At 68.4% G+C, this 14,070-nt stretch carries 14 protein-coding genes; 2 read left to right on the top strand and 12 right to left on the bottom strand.

Annotated features, from left to right (window positions below; all coding sequences use genetic code 11):
- Window positions 1-93: 93 nt before the first annotated feature.
- From IPG97_08445 to IPG97_08485, 9 genes are all read right to left on the bottom strand, one after another.
- Window positions 94-732: a hypothetical protein gene (locus IPG97_08445; protein ID MBK6856561.1), complete on the bottom strand. Its 639-nt coding sequence runs from the start codon at window positions 730-732 to the stop codon at window positions 94-96.
- On the bottom strand, window positions 729-1,313 hold the full coding sequence (locus tag IPG97_08450) for a sigma-70 family RNA polymerase sigma factor (protein MBK6856562.1): 585 nt from the start codon (window positions 1,311-1,313) through the stop codon (window positions 729-731). Before IPG97_08450 ends, IPG97_08445 begins: the two co-directional genes overlap by 4 nt.
- Window positions 1,314-1,976: 663 nt before the next feature.
- Entirely contained in the window at window positions 1,977-2,312 is a 336-nt protein-coding gene (locus IPG97_08455) for a DUF2804 family protein (protein ID MBK6856563.1), read from the bottom strand.
- Window positions 2,258-3,001 (bottom strand): DUF2804 family protein, encoded by a 744-nt coding sequence (locus IPG97_08460; GenBank protein MBK6856564.1) that lies wholly within the window; start codon window positions 2,999-3,001, stop codon window positions 2,258-2,260. Before IPG97_08460 ends, IPG97_08455 begins: the two co-directional genes overlap by 55 nt.
- Window positions 3,002-3,045: 44 nt before the next feature.
- Entirely contained in the window at window positions 3,046-4,227 is a 1,182-nt protein-coding gene (locus IPG97_08465) for a family 1 glycosylhydrolase (GenBank protein MBK6856565.1), read from the bottom strand.
- An 8-nt stretch (window positions 4,228-4,235) separates the two neighbouring features.
- Complete coding sequence (locus IPG97_08470) at window positions 4,236-5,048, bottom strand: SDR family NAD(P)-dependent oxidoreductase (protein MBK6856566.1); 813 nt, start codon at window positions 5,046-5,048, stop codon at window positions 4,236-4,238.
- Window positions 5,045-6,256 (bottom strand): NADH:flavin oxidoreductase, encoded by a 1,212-nt coding sequence (locus IPG97_08475; protein ID MBK6856567.1) that lies wholly within the window; start codon window positions 6,254-6,256, stop codon window positions 5,045-5,047. The genes IPG97_08470 and IPG97_08475 overlap by 4 nt, the downstream gene beginning before the upstream one ends.
- A gap of 1 nt (window position 6,257) precedes the next feature.
- The gene (locus IPG97_08480) at window positions 6,258-6,851 is read right to left on the bottom strand and encodes a TetR/AcrR family transcriptional regulator C-terminal domain-containing protein (protein ID MBK6856568.1); all 594 of its coding nucleotides are present in this window, start codon (window positions 6,849-6,851) and stop codon (window positions 6,258-6,260) included.
- 440 nt (window positions 6,852-7,291) lie between these two features.
- Window positions 7,292-8,758 carry a response regulator gene (locus IPG97_08485; protein ID MBK6856569.1) on the bottom strand — a complete coding sequence of 489 codons (1,467 nt, stop codon included), beginning with the start codon at window positions 8,756-8,758 and terminating at the stop codon, window positions 7,292-7,294.
- A 152-nt stretch (window positions 8,759-8,910) separates the two neighbouring features.
- Here IPG97_08485 and IPG97_08490 point away from each other — a divergent pair, with 152 nt between their 5' ends.
- Both IPG97_08490 and IPG97_08495 read left to right on the top strand, forming a co-directional pair.
- The gene (locus IPG97_08490; protein MBK6856570.1) at window positions 8,911-9,993 is read left to right on the top strand and encodes an ABC transporter permease; all 1,083 of its coding nucleotides are present in this window, start codon (window positions 8,911-8,913) and stop codon (window positions 9,991-9,993) included.
- 6 nt (window positions 9,994-9,999) lie between these two features.
- Complete coding sequence (locus IPG97_08495) at window positions 10,000-10,695, top strand: ABC transporter ATP-binding protein (GenBank protein MBK6856571.1); 696 nt, start codon at window positions 10,000-10,002, stop codon at window positions 10,693-10,695.
- A 451-nt stretch (window positions 10,696-11,146) separates the two neighbouring features.
- Here the strand turns inward: IPG97_08495 and IPG97_08500 are convergent, their stop codons facing one another.
- From IPG97_08500 to IPG97_08510, 3 genes are read right to left on the bottom strand one after another with little or no spacing between them, the layout of a single operon-like run.
- Window positions 11,147-11,428: a MoaD/ThiS family protein gene (locus IPG97_08500; protein MBK6856572.1), complete on the bottom strand. Its 282-nt coding sequence runs from the start codon at window positions 11,426-11,428 to the stop codon at window positions 11,147-11,149.
- A complete protein-coding gene (locus IPG97_08505) occupies window positions 11,418-12,287 on the bottom strand; it encodes a radical SAM protein (protein MBK6856573.1) in 870 nt (289 codons plus the stop codon). Before IPG97_08505 ends, IPG97_08500 begins: the two co-directional genes overlap by 11 nt.
- 44 nt (window positions 12,288-12,331) lie before the next feature.
- Window positions 12,332-14,017 (bottom strand): multicopper oxidase family protein, encoded by a 1,686-nt coding sequence (locus IPG97_08510; protein MBK6856574.1) that lies wholly within the window; start codon window positions 14,015-14,017, stop codon window positions 12,332-12,334.
- Window positions 14,018-14,070 lie beyond the last annotated feature (53 nt).

Consider the following 14,070-nt stretch of genomic DNA (forward strand, 5'->3'; position numbering starts at 1 on the left):
GACGACCAGACGTTGGTTCAGACTCAGGAAAGCCGCCGCAACGCTAGGCAGACCAGTTCCAGCTCAACTTGGAGCGGGAGGGCGTCGGTCTGCTCAGGGCGCCGTCAGCACCCAGATCGTGATGGGGGCATCGCGGCGCAGTTCGAGACCATCTCGCTGTTCCATCGGGTTGCGGAAGCCGAACTCTTCAGCAGCTGCCTGCCAGTCGAGCATCGTGCCATCCGGGGTGACCGGGAACTCGGCACCCACCGGACCCTCGATGTTGAAGATGACCTCGGTTCGGTCACCGAACTCGAAACCGTGTGAGCTGAAACTGAGGCCTTCAGTCTCGGGGGCCTTGGTGTTCAGGTCACCATTCTCTTCGCGCCACTGAACATATGTACCTCGTTCGGCCTTGAAGCCGATCGCGCGCAGCTCCTCAACCGCCGCGTCGGGATCGAAGGTCTCTACGTCAAGGTTGGGGGAGATATCGATCCAGTCGCCATGAGGCGTGACGGTGAACATCGCCTCAGCAGCGGGAGGCGTGCGCCCAGCATCGAAGGCGACAAACCCGACCACAAGGATCACGAAGGCAGCCGCCCCGACCAACGCTGTGCGAGAACGGCGCGCACCTCCGTGGAGGCTAGGGGTGGCTTGCAACGAGCTACGGGCCTCGTCGACGAGACCACGACGAAGACGATCGGCATCATCGGTGGTGAGGGTGGCGGTGGCGGAGTGATTCTGGCGGGTCATGTCAGGTCCTTCGGGGTCGTGGCGAATCGGGGCGCGGGAGTTGGTTCCGAATCGGAGGCGAGGCGGGTGCGGGCGCGGTTGAGGCGGGACTTGACGGTCCCGAGCGGGATGTCGAGAGCAGCGGCGATCTCTGCGGTGGAGAGCCCCTCCCAGGTGGCGAGCACGACAACATCGAGTTCACGGCGCGGCAGGTGGGTCACCCGGTCCAAGACCCGTCGCGCCTCCAGCACAGCGGCAACTCGTTCATCTACGAGCCGCGGACTCGGCCGGGGGAGGTCGCCGATTCGACGCAGAGCGGCGTCGTGGCGCCGACGACTCCGACGCCAGTTGTTGATGACGTTCGTGGCGACGCCGTAGAGCCAAGGAAGCGCAGAAGGATGGAGCAGTTCGGTCCGCTCGCGGATGCGCCAAGCCTCCAAGAAGACGGTCGCAGTGATGTCGTCCGCCTGGGTGAGATCGCCGGTGCGACGCGCTGCGTATCGGTGGATCGTCGGTCCGTGCCGGCTGAACATCTCGCCGAACGACTCGGGGTCGCCGGCTCGGACCCTCCCCCACAGCTCGACATCGGTTGGTTCGGTCATCGTGCTCCTATGAAGTGCTCCAGTCTCCTGTACATGTCCGGCTCGCCATCTAGGTTCACGAAAAAGATCCGGCTCGACTGACGGAGCCGTGGGTTGGGGCTGGGGTGCGCACGCCGGTCACGTGAGCCCATCCGCTCCTGACCTTCGGGAACGCGGCCCGAAGATCACCCAGGCGGATCCGACCCGACCGTCACGGACGGCCCGCAAACGCCCAGGTCATGGTTCTCCAGGCACCGGGCGTGCTTGCCCTTGAGCACAGCCGGCGGCGGGTCTTCTACCGGCGTTCGGTAGAAGACCCGGTAGAATAGAAACGTGAGGCCCTCCTGGACGGGCCGGCGACGAGGTCGACAAGAACCGTGAAGGCTGTTGCCGGAGGCGTCCGTGACGCCGACGGCTCGACGACTTCGGCCGATCGTCGGGTTCCACCCGACGGCGTTCCGCCCAGCGAAGCCAATCGAAGAAAGGCAATGGCCCGGGCGCATGCCACGAGAGCACGGCGAGACCGGAGAACTACACGCAGGTTGCCCTGACCGGCCTTGCTCTTCGAGCCTGTCCTTGGGCCGGCGGTCTGCCCGGCGAGACTGTGGACTTATCGGGCGATCGCGGCTGAGGGCGACCACGCGTGGGCACCGTTACCGATTGAACCCCGACCTCGCCGATCGTTCACCACTCCTGGCGTGCTTCTTCCGCGAAGCCCTGGATGTCGTGGATCTCGATCTCGATGCCTTCGTCGGTGCGAAGGCGGCCCGACCAGGTTCCGAAGACCTGGTGGGTCTCCGATCCCTGGTCGCGTCCTGGGAGCTTCGAGTGCTTGTCGTAGCGGGGCTGCAGCGTCACATCGAGCTGTCCGCCGGGGTCCACGACGCGCCACGGGTTGAGGGGTTCGTCCCAGTCGTAGGACCAGTCGAGCTCGCGGCCGAGCTTGGTGAGCCGGCCGTCGACGATCAGGCCGTTCTCGGTGTAGCCCGACCCCTCCGTCCACTTCGCGCCGAACTGCAACCCGACGACGTGGCGCCGCACCGTCCGGCGCCGCCACCCCAGTTCCACGTGATCTCCGATGGCCAGCGCCCACGCCCTACGTCGAGCACGCCCCACGCGTCCGAGCTACCACCGCCGATCTCCGAGTGCCGGTCGCCGACGGTGAGCTGGCCGGTGGCAGGTCGGGCCTGGTGCTTGGAGGTGTAGTTGAACCGCTCGTCACTCCACGGGATCACTACGTTGAGCGACTCGTGGCCCTCGGGCAGTTCGATCGACACGTCGAGTGCGCCCGGTGTCCCGTCGTGTTCGGTCCACGAGGCGCTAAGGCGCGTCGATCCGGGCTCATCGACGATCTCCAGCGCGAAGCCGTCGCGCTCGACGCGAAGCGGAGTGGTCCCGGGGCGGTCCGGCAGGACGAGCGCACCACGGTCGGTCGTGATGATCCCATTGCCTCCTGTTGTTCCCGCGGCCAGGTCGGCCCACCAGACGTCGGCCAGACCGAAGTGGTCGATGTCCGCGTAGACCGACGACACGACGAGGTCACCGGCGAGGATCGCCCAGTAGTCCCAGCGCTTGTTGATACCGAAGCAGCCATCCAGGTTCGCCCGGTGCAGCGGTCGGCGTGACCAGCCGAGAGCGGCGCGGTTCAGCCGTCTGCCGTCGGGCGTGCACAGGTCGATCTCGGATGTCAGCTCGTTCTCGTGGGTCACGTCGCCATCTCCTCGTGAGGGTTCGGTGCTGCTTCGCTGCTCGTTCAGGGGTGTCGGCGGGCCAGCGTGGCGTAGTGCTGCGCCACCGGGCGTGGGTGCCGTTGGGCGTCGAAGAGTCCGACTTCGGTGACGGTGCCGATCGGCGACATCAGTGCGGTGTCCCAGTCGTACTGGTCGCCTCGGCTGTACCAGCAGATCCCCCGGACCGGCAGGCCGCTCGCCGCAAGGGTGTCGAGCGATGCGGTGAGCGCGGCGAGCCACTCGCTGCCCTGGTCGACCGGAAGGCCGAGGTTGGAGGTCTCGGACACCCAGAACGGCACCTGGTAGCGCTCATGCCAGGCGGTCGCCTCGTCCTCGTAGGCGCGGACGCGATCGGCGATCGACAGCGGCCTACCGGCACGTGTCCCGTGCACGGTGACGCTGACGGGGTAGATGTCGTGGCCGGCGATGATCCGGTCGGGTGGGACGACTCCGACGAGGGCCTCGATGCGCGACTGGATCGAGTCGGCCACGACATCGGTCAGGCGCGCCGCGCCGCCCCGGGGTGCGAGACCGAGGTGCAGATCCCAGACGGCCTGCTGCAGGTCACGGGCACGGGTGGCGGCGCGGATGCCGGCCTCGTCGTCGGCGTCGGCGAGGTCGCAGCCGAAGCCTTCGGACCCGATCCACCAGCCGTCTCGGTCGGCTCGGATGCGGGCGAGTGCCTCGAGGTTCGCGAGCGCGACGTTTCCCAGCGCGACGAAGTAGTCGTCCTCGCTGGCGAGGCGGTCGTTCCACATGCCGAGGAGCGAGGAGAACATGGCGGTGATGCCCGGCTCGTTGACGGGCGTGAACCACCGTGGTTCTGGATAGCGGGCCAGGAACGCGTCGACGTAGCGGGCGAAATCGTCGACCCACGTGGTGTCGCAGAACCCGCCGTGGTGGTCGGGCAGACCGAAGTGGCACAGGTCGATCACCGGGTTGAGCCCGTGGCGCCGGCACGCCTCGAGCGCTCGATCCCACAGCGTCCAGTCGTAGACCCCGGGTTCCGGTTCGGTCAGCCGCCAGGGCATGCCGTAGCGCCACACCTTCACTCCGAGCCCCGCGACATCGGCGAGGTCCGCGTCGAGCCGTTCGAGATGTCCGCTTGCTCGGTACTGGTCGACGCGGACGACCCGTCCTTCGTGTAGCACGAGCGGGTCGGAGCCTTCCTCGCCGCAGGCGATGGCGAACGCGGGGAAGTCCATGTTCGACATCATGCGTCGAGGCGGTTCGTGAGACGGCCGACGAGGCCCGATCGCCCGGGCAGCACCCGGGTGAGCGCACTCACGACGTGGGCGTCGGGCCCGACGACGACACGTGCACGGTCGCGTTCGATCGCCGACACGATCCGACGAGCGACTGCGGAGGGCGGCCTCATCACGTGGGGCGCCAGACGGGACTGCCCCATCTCGGCGAGCCGAGCGGCCTGCCCACCCCGCGCACCAGTGGTGATGTTGGTGTGGATCGCGCCCGGGAAGACCACGGTGACCCCCACCTTGGTGGTGACCAGCTCGCCGCGCAGCGCTTCGCTGAACGCCCGCACCGCGCCCTTGGTGAGCGAGTACGACACGTTGTGAGGAAGACCGAGCAACCCAACCATGCTCGACATGTTTACGATGTGAGCCTCGTCGGCCTCCCGCAGCATCGGCAGGAACGCACGGCATCCGTGCACCACACCCCACACGTTGATGTCGACGATCCAGCGCAGATCCTCGACCGTCTCATCCGCGAACGCACCAGCAGCGGTCACCCCGGCGTTGTTCACCAAGATCTGGCACGAACCGAGCGAGCCCTCGACCTCGGACGGGAGCTCGCCCATGCGCTTCGGATCACGCACATCCGCGACGTGCACGCTCGCCCGGGTGCCGAGCGAACGGATCAGATCAGCGGTCTCCTCGGCCCCGTCGCGCTGCACGTCGACCACTGCGATCGAGCACCCGCGCTCGGCGAGGGCCAGGCTGGTCGCACGGCCGATCCCGCTGCCCGCTCCGGTGACGACCGCGACTCGTCCGCTGAGCCGCTTCAACGGCCCGAGCCTTTTCCGTCAGCTCCGGTCGCGAGGACGCAGCGGGTCCGGCTGTAGATGGTGGCCATGCACTTGTTGCAGTGCACACACAGCCCCACGGCGTTCGGTGAGGTCGCCATCCTGTTGACCAAATCTGGTTCCCGTAGCAGTGCCCGGGCCATGGCGACGAACTCGAATCCCTCGCCGAGAGCACCGTCGATCGTGGCCCGTTCGTTGATGCCGCCGAGAAGGATCAGCGGCATGTCGAGCTCTCGGCGGAACTGCCGGGCGAACGGCAGGAAGAACGCCTCCTCGAACGGCAACTCCGGAAGGATGCGCCGACCGAACGCCCGCACGCCGAGTCCCACGATGGGGCCCTGCGCGGCGGCGAACTCGCGGAGGGGCACGTCCCCGCGGAAGTAGTACATGCCGTTCAGCAGCGAGCTACCGCCGGTCAGCTCAAGCGCGTCGAGCGCGCCGTCCTGCTCGAGCAGCTGGGCGAACTGCAGGCTCTCCTCGAGCCACAGGCCACGCTCGACGCCGTCGGCCATGTTGAACTTCGCCAGCACCGCCACCTTGCCATCGGCGACCCTTCGTACCGCGTCGACGACCCGTCGGGGGAACGTGGCGCGGTTCTCGATGCTTCCGCCGAACTCGTCGCGGCGCCGGTTGAGGTTGGGGCTGAAGAACGAGCTCAGCAAATAGTTGTGGGCGAGGTGGATCTCGAGCGCGTCGAACCCTGCTTCGATCGCGACGCGGGTTGCACGCTCGAAGTCGGCCACGACCTCGTCGAGGTCTCGGCGTGTCGCGCCCTTGACCCACCCCTTCGCCGGTGCGCTGAACCGGCCAGAGGGAGCCAAGCTCGGGTGGCGCTTCGACTGAGACTGGGCGACGAGGCCCGCGTGACCGAGTTGCGCCGACACCAGCGCGCCCTCGGCGTGCACCGCAGAGGTGAGGCGCTGGAGATCGCCGATGAGGGACTCGGTCATCACCATCGTGTCGCTGCTCACCCGACCGCCCATCGACACAGCGCAGTAGGCGACAGTGCTGAGCGCTGCGCCGCCTCGGGCCACGGTCGTGTGGAACTCGATCAGCTCGTCGGTGACCGCTCCACGGGGCATCACGCCTTCGAACGTCGCGGCCTTGATGACCCGATTGCGGAGCGTCAGGGGGCCGAGCTGGGCCGGTTCGAACGCGTCGATGTCGGACCGGGCGGTGGTGACGGCCATGTCAGTCTCCTGTTGTTGCCCGTTCGAGCCGGGCGGCGATGCCGTCCAGCACGATCTCCAGATCGAACGCGAAGGTGTCGTGGTCCTCTGAGGTGGTGAGGTCATCGTGGACCCGACGCAGCGCGACGAACGTGTCAGCGTCTCTCGCAGCATCGACCAGCTCCGCGGTCGGCACCAGGAACCGGGTGAAGCTCGGATCGGTCCCGCTCGACGCGGTGATCGCCACCCGGACGACGAGCCACACGGCATACGCCGCTTCCACCGAACTGAACCCCGCCGCCATCAAGAGCCGCAGGCCCGGTTCGCCGATGTCGATCCGCATGGACGCGTCATCCCGGGTCGCGTTCAGCAACGTCGCAGCCGACGAGCCCAGCTCGCGACGCACCAGCGCGGCGAAGTCGGCCAGCCACCCGCGCCATTCCGTCGCATCGGTCGCGAACTCGCGAATCGTGCCGTGCAGCCTCGACTCGACCAACGCGATGACCTCGTCGCGTCCGGCGACGTGCGAGTAAAGCGTCGCCGGAGAGATCCCGAGGTCCTCGGCCAACCCCACCATCGTGAAGGAATCCAAGCCGAGCCGAACCGCCGCATCCACGATGCGCTCCCGACCGACCTTCGGCGGCCGCCCACGACGCGCATGCGGAGCGCTACGACCTCCATTCTCCATGGTGATCGACTATATCCGAATTGTGATTCGGAAATGCTGGTCCTTCCCCCGATCACGCGAGGACCAGGTTTCGCGACCGCGGTGTCAGGTTCCCGGGGAAACCTGTGCAGGCTCCCAGCCGTGGTCGCGCGCGAGCTTGTTGAGGCGCACCCGGCCGTCGGGGCGACCGGTCAGGGCGACCAGGACGAGATAGTCACGATCGGCCGGCCGCAGTCGTTCACCAGTTGCCGAGCGCGATGCCCGGCGCACTGACCGATGTGGACCGACCGAGCGCCTGGCGCGCCACGCGTAGGTTCGGCCCACATGCGCGATGCCGGGGGGCTGCTGAGAGGCGGGATCGGGGATCTTCGGGTCGTGAGTGAGCCGGTTCACCGCAAGTGACCGCGCCGACGTGCTTCGGCGACCGCACCGGTGCGGGTGGCCACACCGAGCTTGGCGAACACACTGGCGAGGTGGCTCTTGACCGTGGCCTGACTGATGTAGAGGTCGCGGGCGATGGTGGCGTTGTCGTGACCGTCGGCCACCGCAGCAAGAACTTCCAGTTCTCGTGGCGAGGGGATGTCGGAGTTGCGCCTCGATCTGGTTACAACTCTGGCAACTACCCGGGGATCGAGGGGCTGGTGGCCGGCAGCGACGGCCCGAACGGCGCTGATCAGGTCTACTTCGGGCGCATCCTTGAGGACGTATCCGGCGGCACCGCCCTCGAGTGCCGCATCGATGTCGATGTCGTTGTCGAAGACGGTGACGACCAACACGCGCGGGCGGGCCTGGGATCGTTGGACCTGGCGCAGGACGTCGAGTCCACTCGGCCCGGTTCCGAGATGGACGTCGAGCACCACGACGTCGGGTTCGAGGTCGGCGATCGCGACGACCGCGGTGTCGTGATCGTGGGCCTCACCCACCACCACGATGTCGTCTGCTGCGTCGAGAACCGTGCGCAGCCCCGCCCGCACGACGGGGTGGTCATCGACGATCACGATGCGGATCATGGTGCTGCTCCCGGTCCGGGTCGCAGCGGGATCGTCGCGTTGATGGTCGAGCCCTGGCCCGGCTCGGAGTCGATGTTGAGCGTTCCGCCGAGCGGCATCGATGCCGGTACGGCCGAGCTCCTCGATGTGGTCGACCTCGGCGGCCGTGGCGGCGCCATCGTCGTCCGCCAACGCTCGGCGGGCCCGCCGAGCGGCCATGACCACGGAGGTGAAGCCCTGAGCCAGGGTGTCGTGGATCTCGCCGGTGAGCCGCTCGCGTTCCTCTCTCGCCCCAGCTGCGAGGTTCGCGCGGGCCAGGTCGTCACGGGTGGCGAGGAGCTCGTCGAGCAGCCGTTGACGCTCAACGGTCTCGGCGGAGGCGACGCGGCCGACTCCGACGAGCGCGCCGGCCGCAGCTGCTCCGACCAGCGGACCGACGATCTGCGCCGCCCAGTGCCCGCCATCGGGCCAGCGGCCGACCAGGATCGCGCCGGTCCCCGCCGCCATGGTCACGATGGCGGCGACCGCGGGGGCCGGTGCGAGGGTGGTGGCGAACGTGACGAACACGGCGAAGGACACCCAGGCGAAATCGGCTGAGACCCACACCGCGGCGAGGCACAACCCGCTCAGCACCGCCAGCCACGTGCGTTGCGAGGGTCGCCGCCACCGTCGGGCCGCCTCAGAGCCTTCCCAGTACCACGCTAGGAGCGCTCCACCTACGACCACCTCGGCCGCCGTGGCCCCGTCGTCGAACGCGGAACGGGCCGCTCCGAGCACGACCATCGCGGTGAACAGCACGTGCTGGACCACCCGCAGCATGCGCATCGACCGGTTCTGGGCCGGGGTGGCTCCTTCGTCATCGGGCACTCGAACCAGCCTAGATAGGGGCCCAGCCCCGCACGGCTCGGCGGGGTCATCCTTTCGGATGGTTCGCGACCAACACCCGGGTTGATGTCGATCTGCCGCGGTCGACGCCACAATGCGTGGGACGTTCCGTCCTATCGCTGAAAGGTTCGCCCGTGTACCTCGCCCTGCGAGATCTGCTCGTCGCCCGTGGCCGATTCGCGCTCGTCGGTGCGGTCATCGCCCTGGTGTCGCTGCTGGCCGGCCTGCTGTCCGGCCTGGCAACCGGCCTCGTCGACGACGGCATCTCGGGCCTGCGACGACTCCCTCTGACCCACGTGGCGTTCCAAGAGGGCTCAGGCTCGGAGTTCAGCCGGTCCAGCCTCGGCCCCGACCAGCTCGCAGCCTGGCAGGACCGCCTCGGAGACGATGCGGCACCGGTCGGCCTGTCGTTCTTCAACGCCCGCACCCCCGACGGCGCAACGGTGGACCTGGCCCTCCTCGGCACCCCGCCAGGAAGCTTCCTCGCTGCTGACGAACGAGGCGACGACGCACTCGAAGCAGGGGGTCTGGTACTCAGCGACGCGTTCGCCGACGAGGGCATCGAGATCGGAGACGAGCTGACCGTGGTCGGACCCGACATCACGCTCCCGGTGCTCGGCTTCACCTACGGCGGCTCCTACGGCCATGTGTCGATCGCGTTCACCTCGCTCGAGACCTGGCAGAACCTCGTCTACGGGGAGAACCACCGCGACCGGTTCAACGCCGTCGCGCTGCGCGATCCCGGCGGGGTCGATCTCGCAGCCATCGCCGAGCAGAACGGCATGGACCTGTACACCAAGGCCGGTGCCTACGACGGCTCACCCGGCTTCGCCGCTGAGAGCGCCACCATGTCACTGATCCGGACCTTCCTCGTCGTCATCTCCGCGCTGGTGGTCGGCGCGTTCTTCACTGTCTGGACGGTGCAACGCACCCACCAGATCGGGTTGTTGAAGGCGCTCGGTGCGTCGACGACCTACGTCGTGCGCGACGCGCTCGGGCAGCTCGCAATCATCCTCGCCACCGCCACCGCGCTCGGCATGGTCGTCGCCGTCGGAGCCGGATCGCTCATCGGCGGCGAGGTGCCGTTCCGACTCGAAGCCGGATCACTGATCTCCTCCGCCGCCCTGCTCATCGTCGCCGGGATGCTCGGAAGCCTCGTCGCCCTCCGACGCATCACCCGCGTCGATCCCGCCATCGCCCTCACCTCCCAGCCCTGAGGACCCATGACACTCCAACTACAGGACATCAACGTCACCGTCGCCGACGGCCCCGACCGGCTCACGATCCTCGACGGAACCACACTCGCCGTCGGACCCGGCGAGCTCATCGCCGTCACGGGCGTGTCCGGGTCCGGCAAGTCCACCCTCGTCGCCGTCTCCGGCCTCCTGCGCCGACCCGACCAGGGGCAGGTCCTCATCGACGGCGAGGACCTATCGGACGCACCCGACCGTCGCCGTGCGACCGTCCGACGCGACCACATCGGCCTCATCTTCCAGAGCGCCAACCTGTTCCCATCCCTCACCTCCATCCAACAGCTCGAACTCGTCGCCCACCTCGACGGCAAGATCACCACCGACGACCGCGACCAGGCCCGCCACCTGCTCGACACCGTCGGGCTCAGCGACCGGCTCCACCACCGACCCGGACAGCTCTCCGGCGGCGAACGGCAACGCGTCGCGATCGCCCGAGTGCTCATGGGCAATCCCTCGGTCGTGCTCGCCGACGAACCCACCGCAGCACTCGACGATGCCCGCGGGCGGGAGATCATGGCTCTCCTCGCCGAGCTCACCACCACCCGACAAACCGCGACCGTCGTGGTCACCCACGCTCCCCACCAGCTCCACGACCCAGACCATGCCCTGCGCCTGGCCGAAGGAGCGCTCCACCCAACCACAGACCGGGACGCCGCGCCGCTCTAACGGGACCGCCTCCGACTGCGCATACGGCAAAGCGCGTTCTACCGCTGCGCAACCTCGCATTCGCACGTCCCACCCGCCGGTTGACGTGAACCTTCGTTGCCTCTCGACATGGGGTCGCGATGGTTCTACCGATCGTTCTACCGGTTCGAGACGGGCGGCGATGTCTTCGCCGTCGCCGTAGTCGAACTCGTGGAAAGCATGCAGAACCTCGCCGATGTGCGCGGCCGAGTCCGTCTGGGTGCTCAGGTGGAGGCCGGTGTCAAAGACGAGCCGGCCCTTGGGGTGGTCAACGAGGTAGGACGTGATCGGCACACGCGTGGTGCCGTCGCGGCCGGCGAGGAGGAACCCGGTTGGGATCGTGAGGTGGCCGCACGTGAAGGCCTGTATTACCGCGGTCATGACAGCTCCCGGAGATCGGTGCCGGTCGACCCGGAACGGGACGGGTCCGGCGTCATCCGCCGGCGACCGGAGGCAGCAGCGCGACGTCGGCCGCAGGCGCGACGCGGGCAGTTCGGTCCACGATCTCGTCGCCGACGGCCACGGCGCACTGCGGCAGCAGCGGCGCGACACCGGCGCCGGAGACGGGGTGGGACTCGAGTGCGCTGACGACGTCTGCGACCGTGGCCGTGACCGACACGGTGACCTCCACGCTGCGGGCCCCGGCGGCGCGCTCGGCTGGCCCGAGGCAGCGGACAGCCACGGTCATCGTGGCCGGTTCGGCCTCAGCCGCCACGGGTGTGCATCTCACGGTGGACGTCTCGTCGGGTGACCTCGACGGGAGTGGCAGCTCGGCGCTCGGCGAGACGGAGACGGTCGACGGCGCCCTGGTCGACCCGTCGGGCCCACCCGCATGCGACCAGGTCGCGGAGCTCCTCAGCGGTTGCTCCGCGGCGTAGCGGTGTGCGCAGGTTGGTGCCGGTGGCCGCGTACAGGCAATGGTACCAGAGGCCGTCGGCGGTGACCCGGCTGCGGTCGCACGAAGCACAGAACGGGGTGCTGGTCGAAGCGACGATCCCGAAGGCCGTCCCGTCGCCGGCCCGGTAGCGCCGTGCCGGCGCCGACGGCCGTGTCGGGAGTGCGGTCACCGGCCCGAGCGCGGCGCCGACCGTGGCGAGGATCTCGCTGCGGGACACGACGAGCCGCTCGTCCCATCGCGATGCACCGGCGACGTCCATGTACTCGATGAACCGCACCTCCGCGCGGTGTGCCGCACCGAAGTGGACGAGGTCAGTGAGCTCGTCGTCGTTCACACCGCGGGTGACGACGGTGTTGATCTTCGTCCCGGTGAACCCTGCATCGGCTGCGGCGTCGATCCCGGCGATGACCGCGCTGTGGCTGTCGGGCTTGGTGATCTCGTGGTGCCGTTCGGGGCGAAGCGTGTCGAGGCTGATCGACAAACGGTGCAGGCCAGCGACCCGCAGGTCCCGGGCAACCGGTGCGAGAAGCGTGCCGTTCGTGGTCATGGCGAGGTCGCGGATGCCGTCGACGGTCGCGATCCTCGACACGAGGTCCGGGAGGCCGCGCCGCAGCAGGGGTTCGCCTCCCGTCAGGCGCACCTTGGCGACGCCGACCGCAGCGAAGCTGTGAACCACCCTGGGTTCGTTGGAGGCTCCTGACCTTGGAATCGTCCCGTTCGTCAGGTGATCAGGAAGTTGCGCATCATGCCGCCGTCCTCGTGCTCGAGGATGTGGCAGTGGTAGAGGAAGTAGCCGCGGTAGGTGTCGAAGCTCACGGCGATCCGCACTCGTTGGCCCGGCCACACCAGGACGGTGTCGCGTGTGCCCGTCTCGACGATGCCGCTGGAGATCTGCGCCCATGACTCCTCGCCCGACGCGTTCACCCATGACCGGTCGACCACCCGGAACGCCTTGCCGTGCAGGTGCATCGGGTGCGCCATCGGGGACAGGTTGACGAACTCCCAGATCTCCGTCGTCCCGAAGGCCACGGTCTCCCACTCGGCCGCCGTGCGCCCTTCCCACTGCATGCCGTTGATCCAATGACTTGCCTGTCGGGTCATGAGCTCGAAGACCCGCGGCGTGTCGGTGTTGACCGCCTCGGACGGCTCGATCGTCACCTGACCGGCCAGACCCTGCGGAACCTCGCCCGGCTCGGCGGGACCGTCGGCGACGACGAAGCTCATGGCCACCTTCGGGTTGAGTGTCAACGCCGCACCACCACCGATGCCTCCACGGCCCATGCCCCCGTTGCCCTTACGGCCACCGCCCATCATTCCGGGGACCTCGACGAAGGTGCCGGCGGTGAGCAGGTCGATCTGCTGGCCTGGTTCGTACGAGGAGAAGTCGATCCAGAGATCACTGCGCTGGGCGGGGGTCAGCACCAGCCCGGGAACATTCGCGACCTCGGGCAGAAGTCCCCCATCCGTGGCGACCACCTGGAGGGGCTCTCCGGTCGACAAGGTCAGGATCTGGGTCCGGGAGTTCGCCCCGTTGAGGAAGCGGAGCCGGTACGGCGCCCGCTCAACGCTCGTGGCGAGACCGGCAACGCCGTTGGTCACCAGCGTCTCTCCCACGAACCCCGCCATGACATCGTGGTTCGAGGCGACGTAGACGAGTTGGCCGTCGGCGCCGATGGTGCGGTCCTGCAGCACGAACCCCAGGTCCCGGGCACCGTGCGGCAACGTGGTCTCGGGCTCGTCGCCGTGGACGATCAGGAGTCCGGCCAGGCCCCGGTAGACCTGCTCGCCGGTCAGGTGATGAGGGTGGGGGTGATACCAGTAGGTGCCGGGCTCGTTGACCACGGTGAAGTCGTACTCGTAGGTCTCGCCGGGGCCCACCGCTTCGAGGGGCTGACCGTCCTGCTCCTGCGGGACGGTCAACCCGTGCCAGTGCACGATGGTCTCCTGCGACAACTGGTTCTCGAAGATGACCCGCACCCGCTGCCCGGTGCGCACGTGCAGCGTCGGGCCGAGGTACGACCCGCTCGGGGTCACGCTCGCCGGGTCGCCGTCGATCACCTCGGCCCCGAAGCTCAGGACATCGGTCGGCGTTCCCGCGACGATCTCCGCCGTAGCCGGGGCCGCCACCAGTCGAAGGTGCAGATCGCGGACCTCGGCCTCGAGCTGAGGCATCCCCTCCGGCACCACCGCGGTCCCGGCCTTCACCACGCTCGACGCGGTCGTGGACGTCGACGAACCCCCGTTGCCGCCGCCGCAGGCGGTGAGCGCGACGAGGGCTCCCGCGCCACCGACCAGACCGAGGGCGGTACGACGATCGATCGGGGTCGACGACGACGACATGCCCTGGGCCTGCGGCGCCTGACGACCAGATGCGGGACCCCGACCGCGTGAGCTCTGACGTGCCATGGTTCGATCCTTTCAGCGATCGATCATCCGCGCCGCTCCCTTGGCCTGATCGC

The organism is Microthrixaceae bacterium, from assembly GCA_016702505.1.
Taxonomy (GTDB): Bacteria; Actinomycetota; Acidimicrobiia; order Acidimicrobiales; family Iamiaceae; genus Aquihabitans.

Excerpts from the sequence above, each read along its gene's own strand:
- IPG97_08450 (MBK6856562.1), bottom strand. The coding sequence starts at position 1,313 with ATGACCGAACCAACCGATGTCGAGCTGTGGGGGAGGGTCCGAGCCGGC.
- IPG97_08445 (MBK6856561.1), bottom strand. The coding sequence starts at position 732 with ATGACCCGCCAGAATCACTCCGCCACCGCCACCCTCACCACCGATGAT.
- IPG97_08465 (MBK6856565.1), bottom strand. The coding sequence starts at position 4,227 with ATGGACTTCCCCGCGTTCGCCATCGCCTGCGGCGAGGAAGGCTCCGAC.
- IPG97_08475 (MBK6856567.1), bottom strand. The coding sequence starts at position 6,256 with ATGGCCGTCACCACCGCCCGGTCCGACATCGACGCGTTCGAACCGGCC.
- IPG97_08495 (MBK6856571.1), top strand. The coding sequence starts at position 10,000 with ATGACACTCCAACTACAGGACATCAACGTCACCGTCGCCGACGGCCCC.
- IPG97_08510 (MBK6856574.1), bottom strand. The coding sequence starts at position 14,017 with ATGGCACGTCAGAGCTCACGCGGTCGGGGTCCCGCATCTGGTCGTCAG.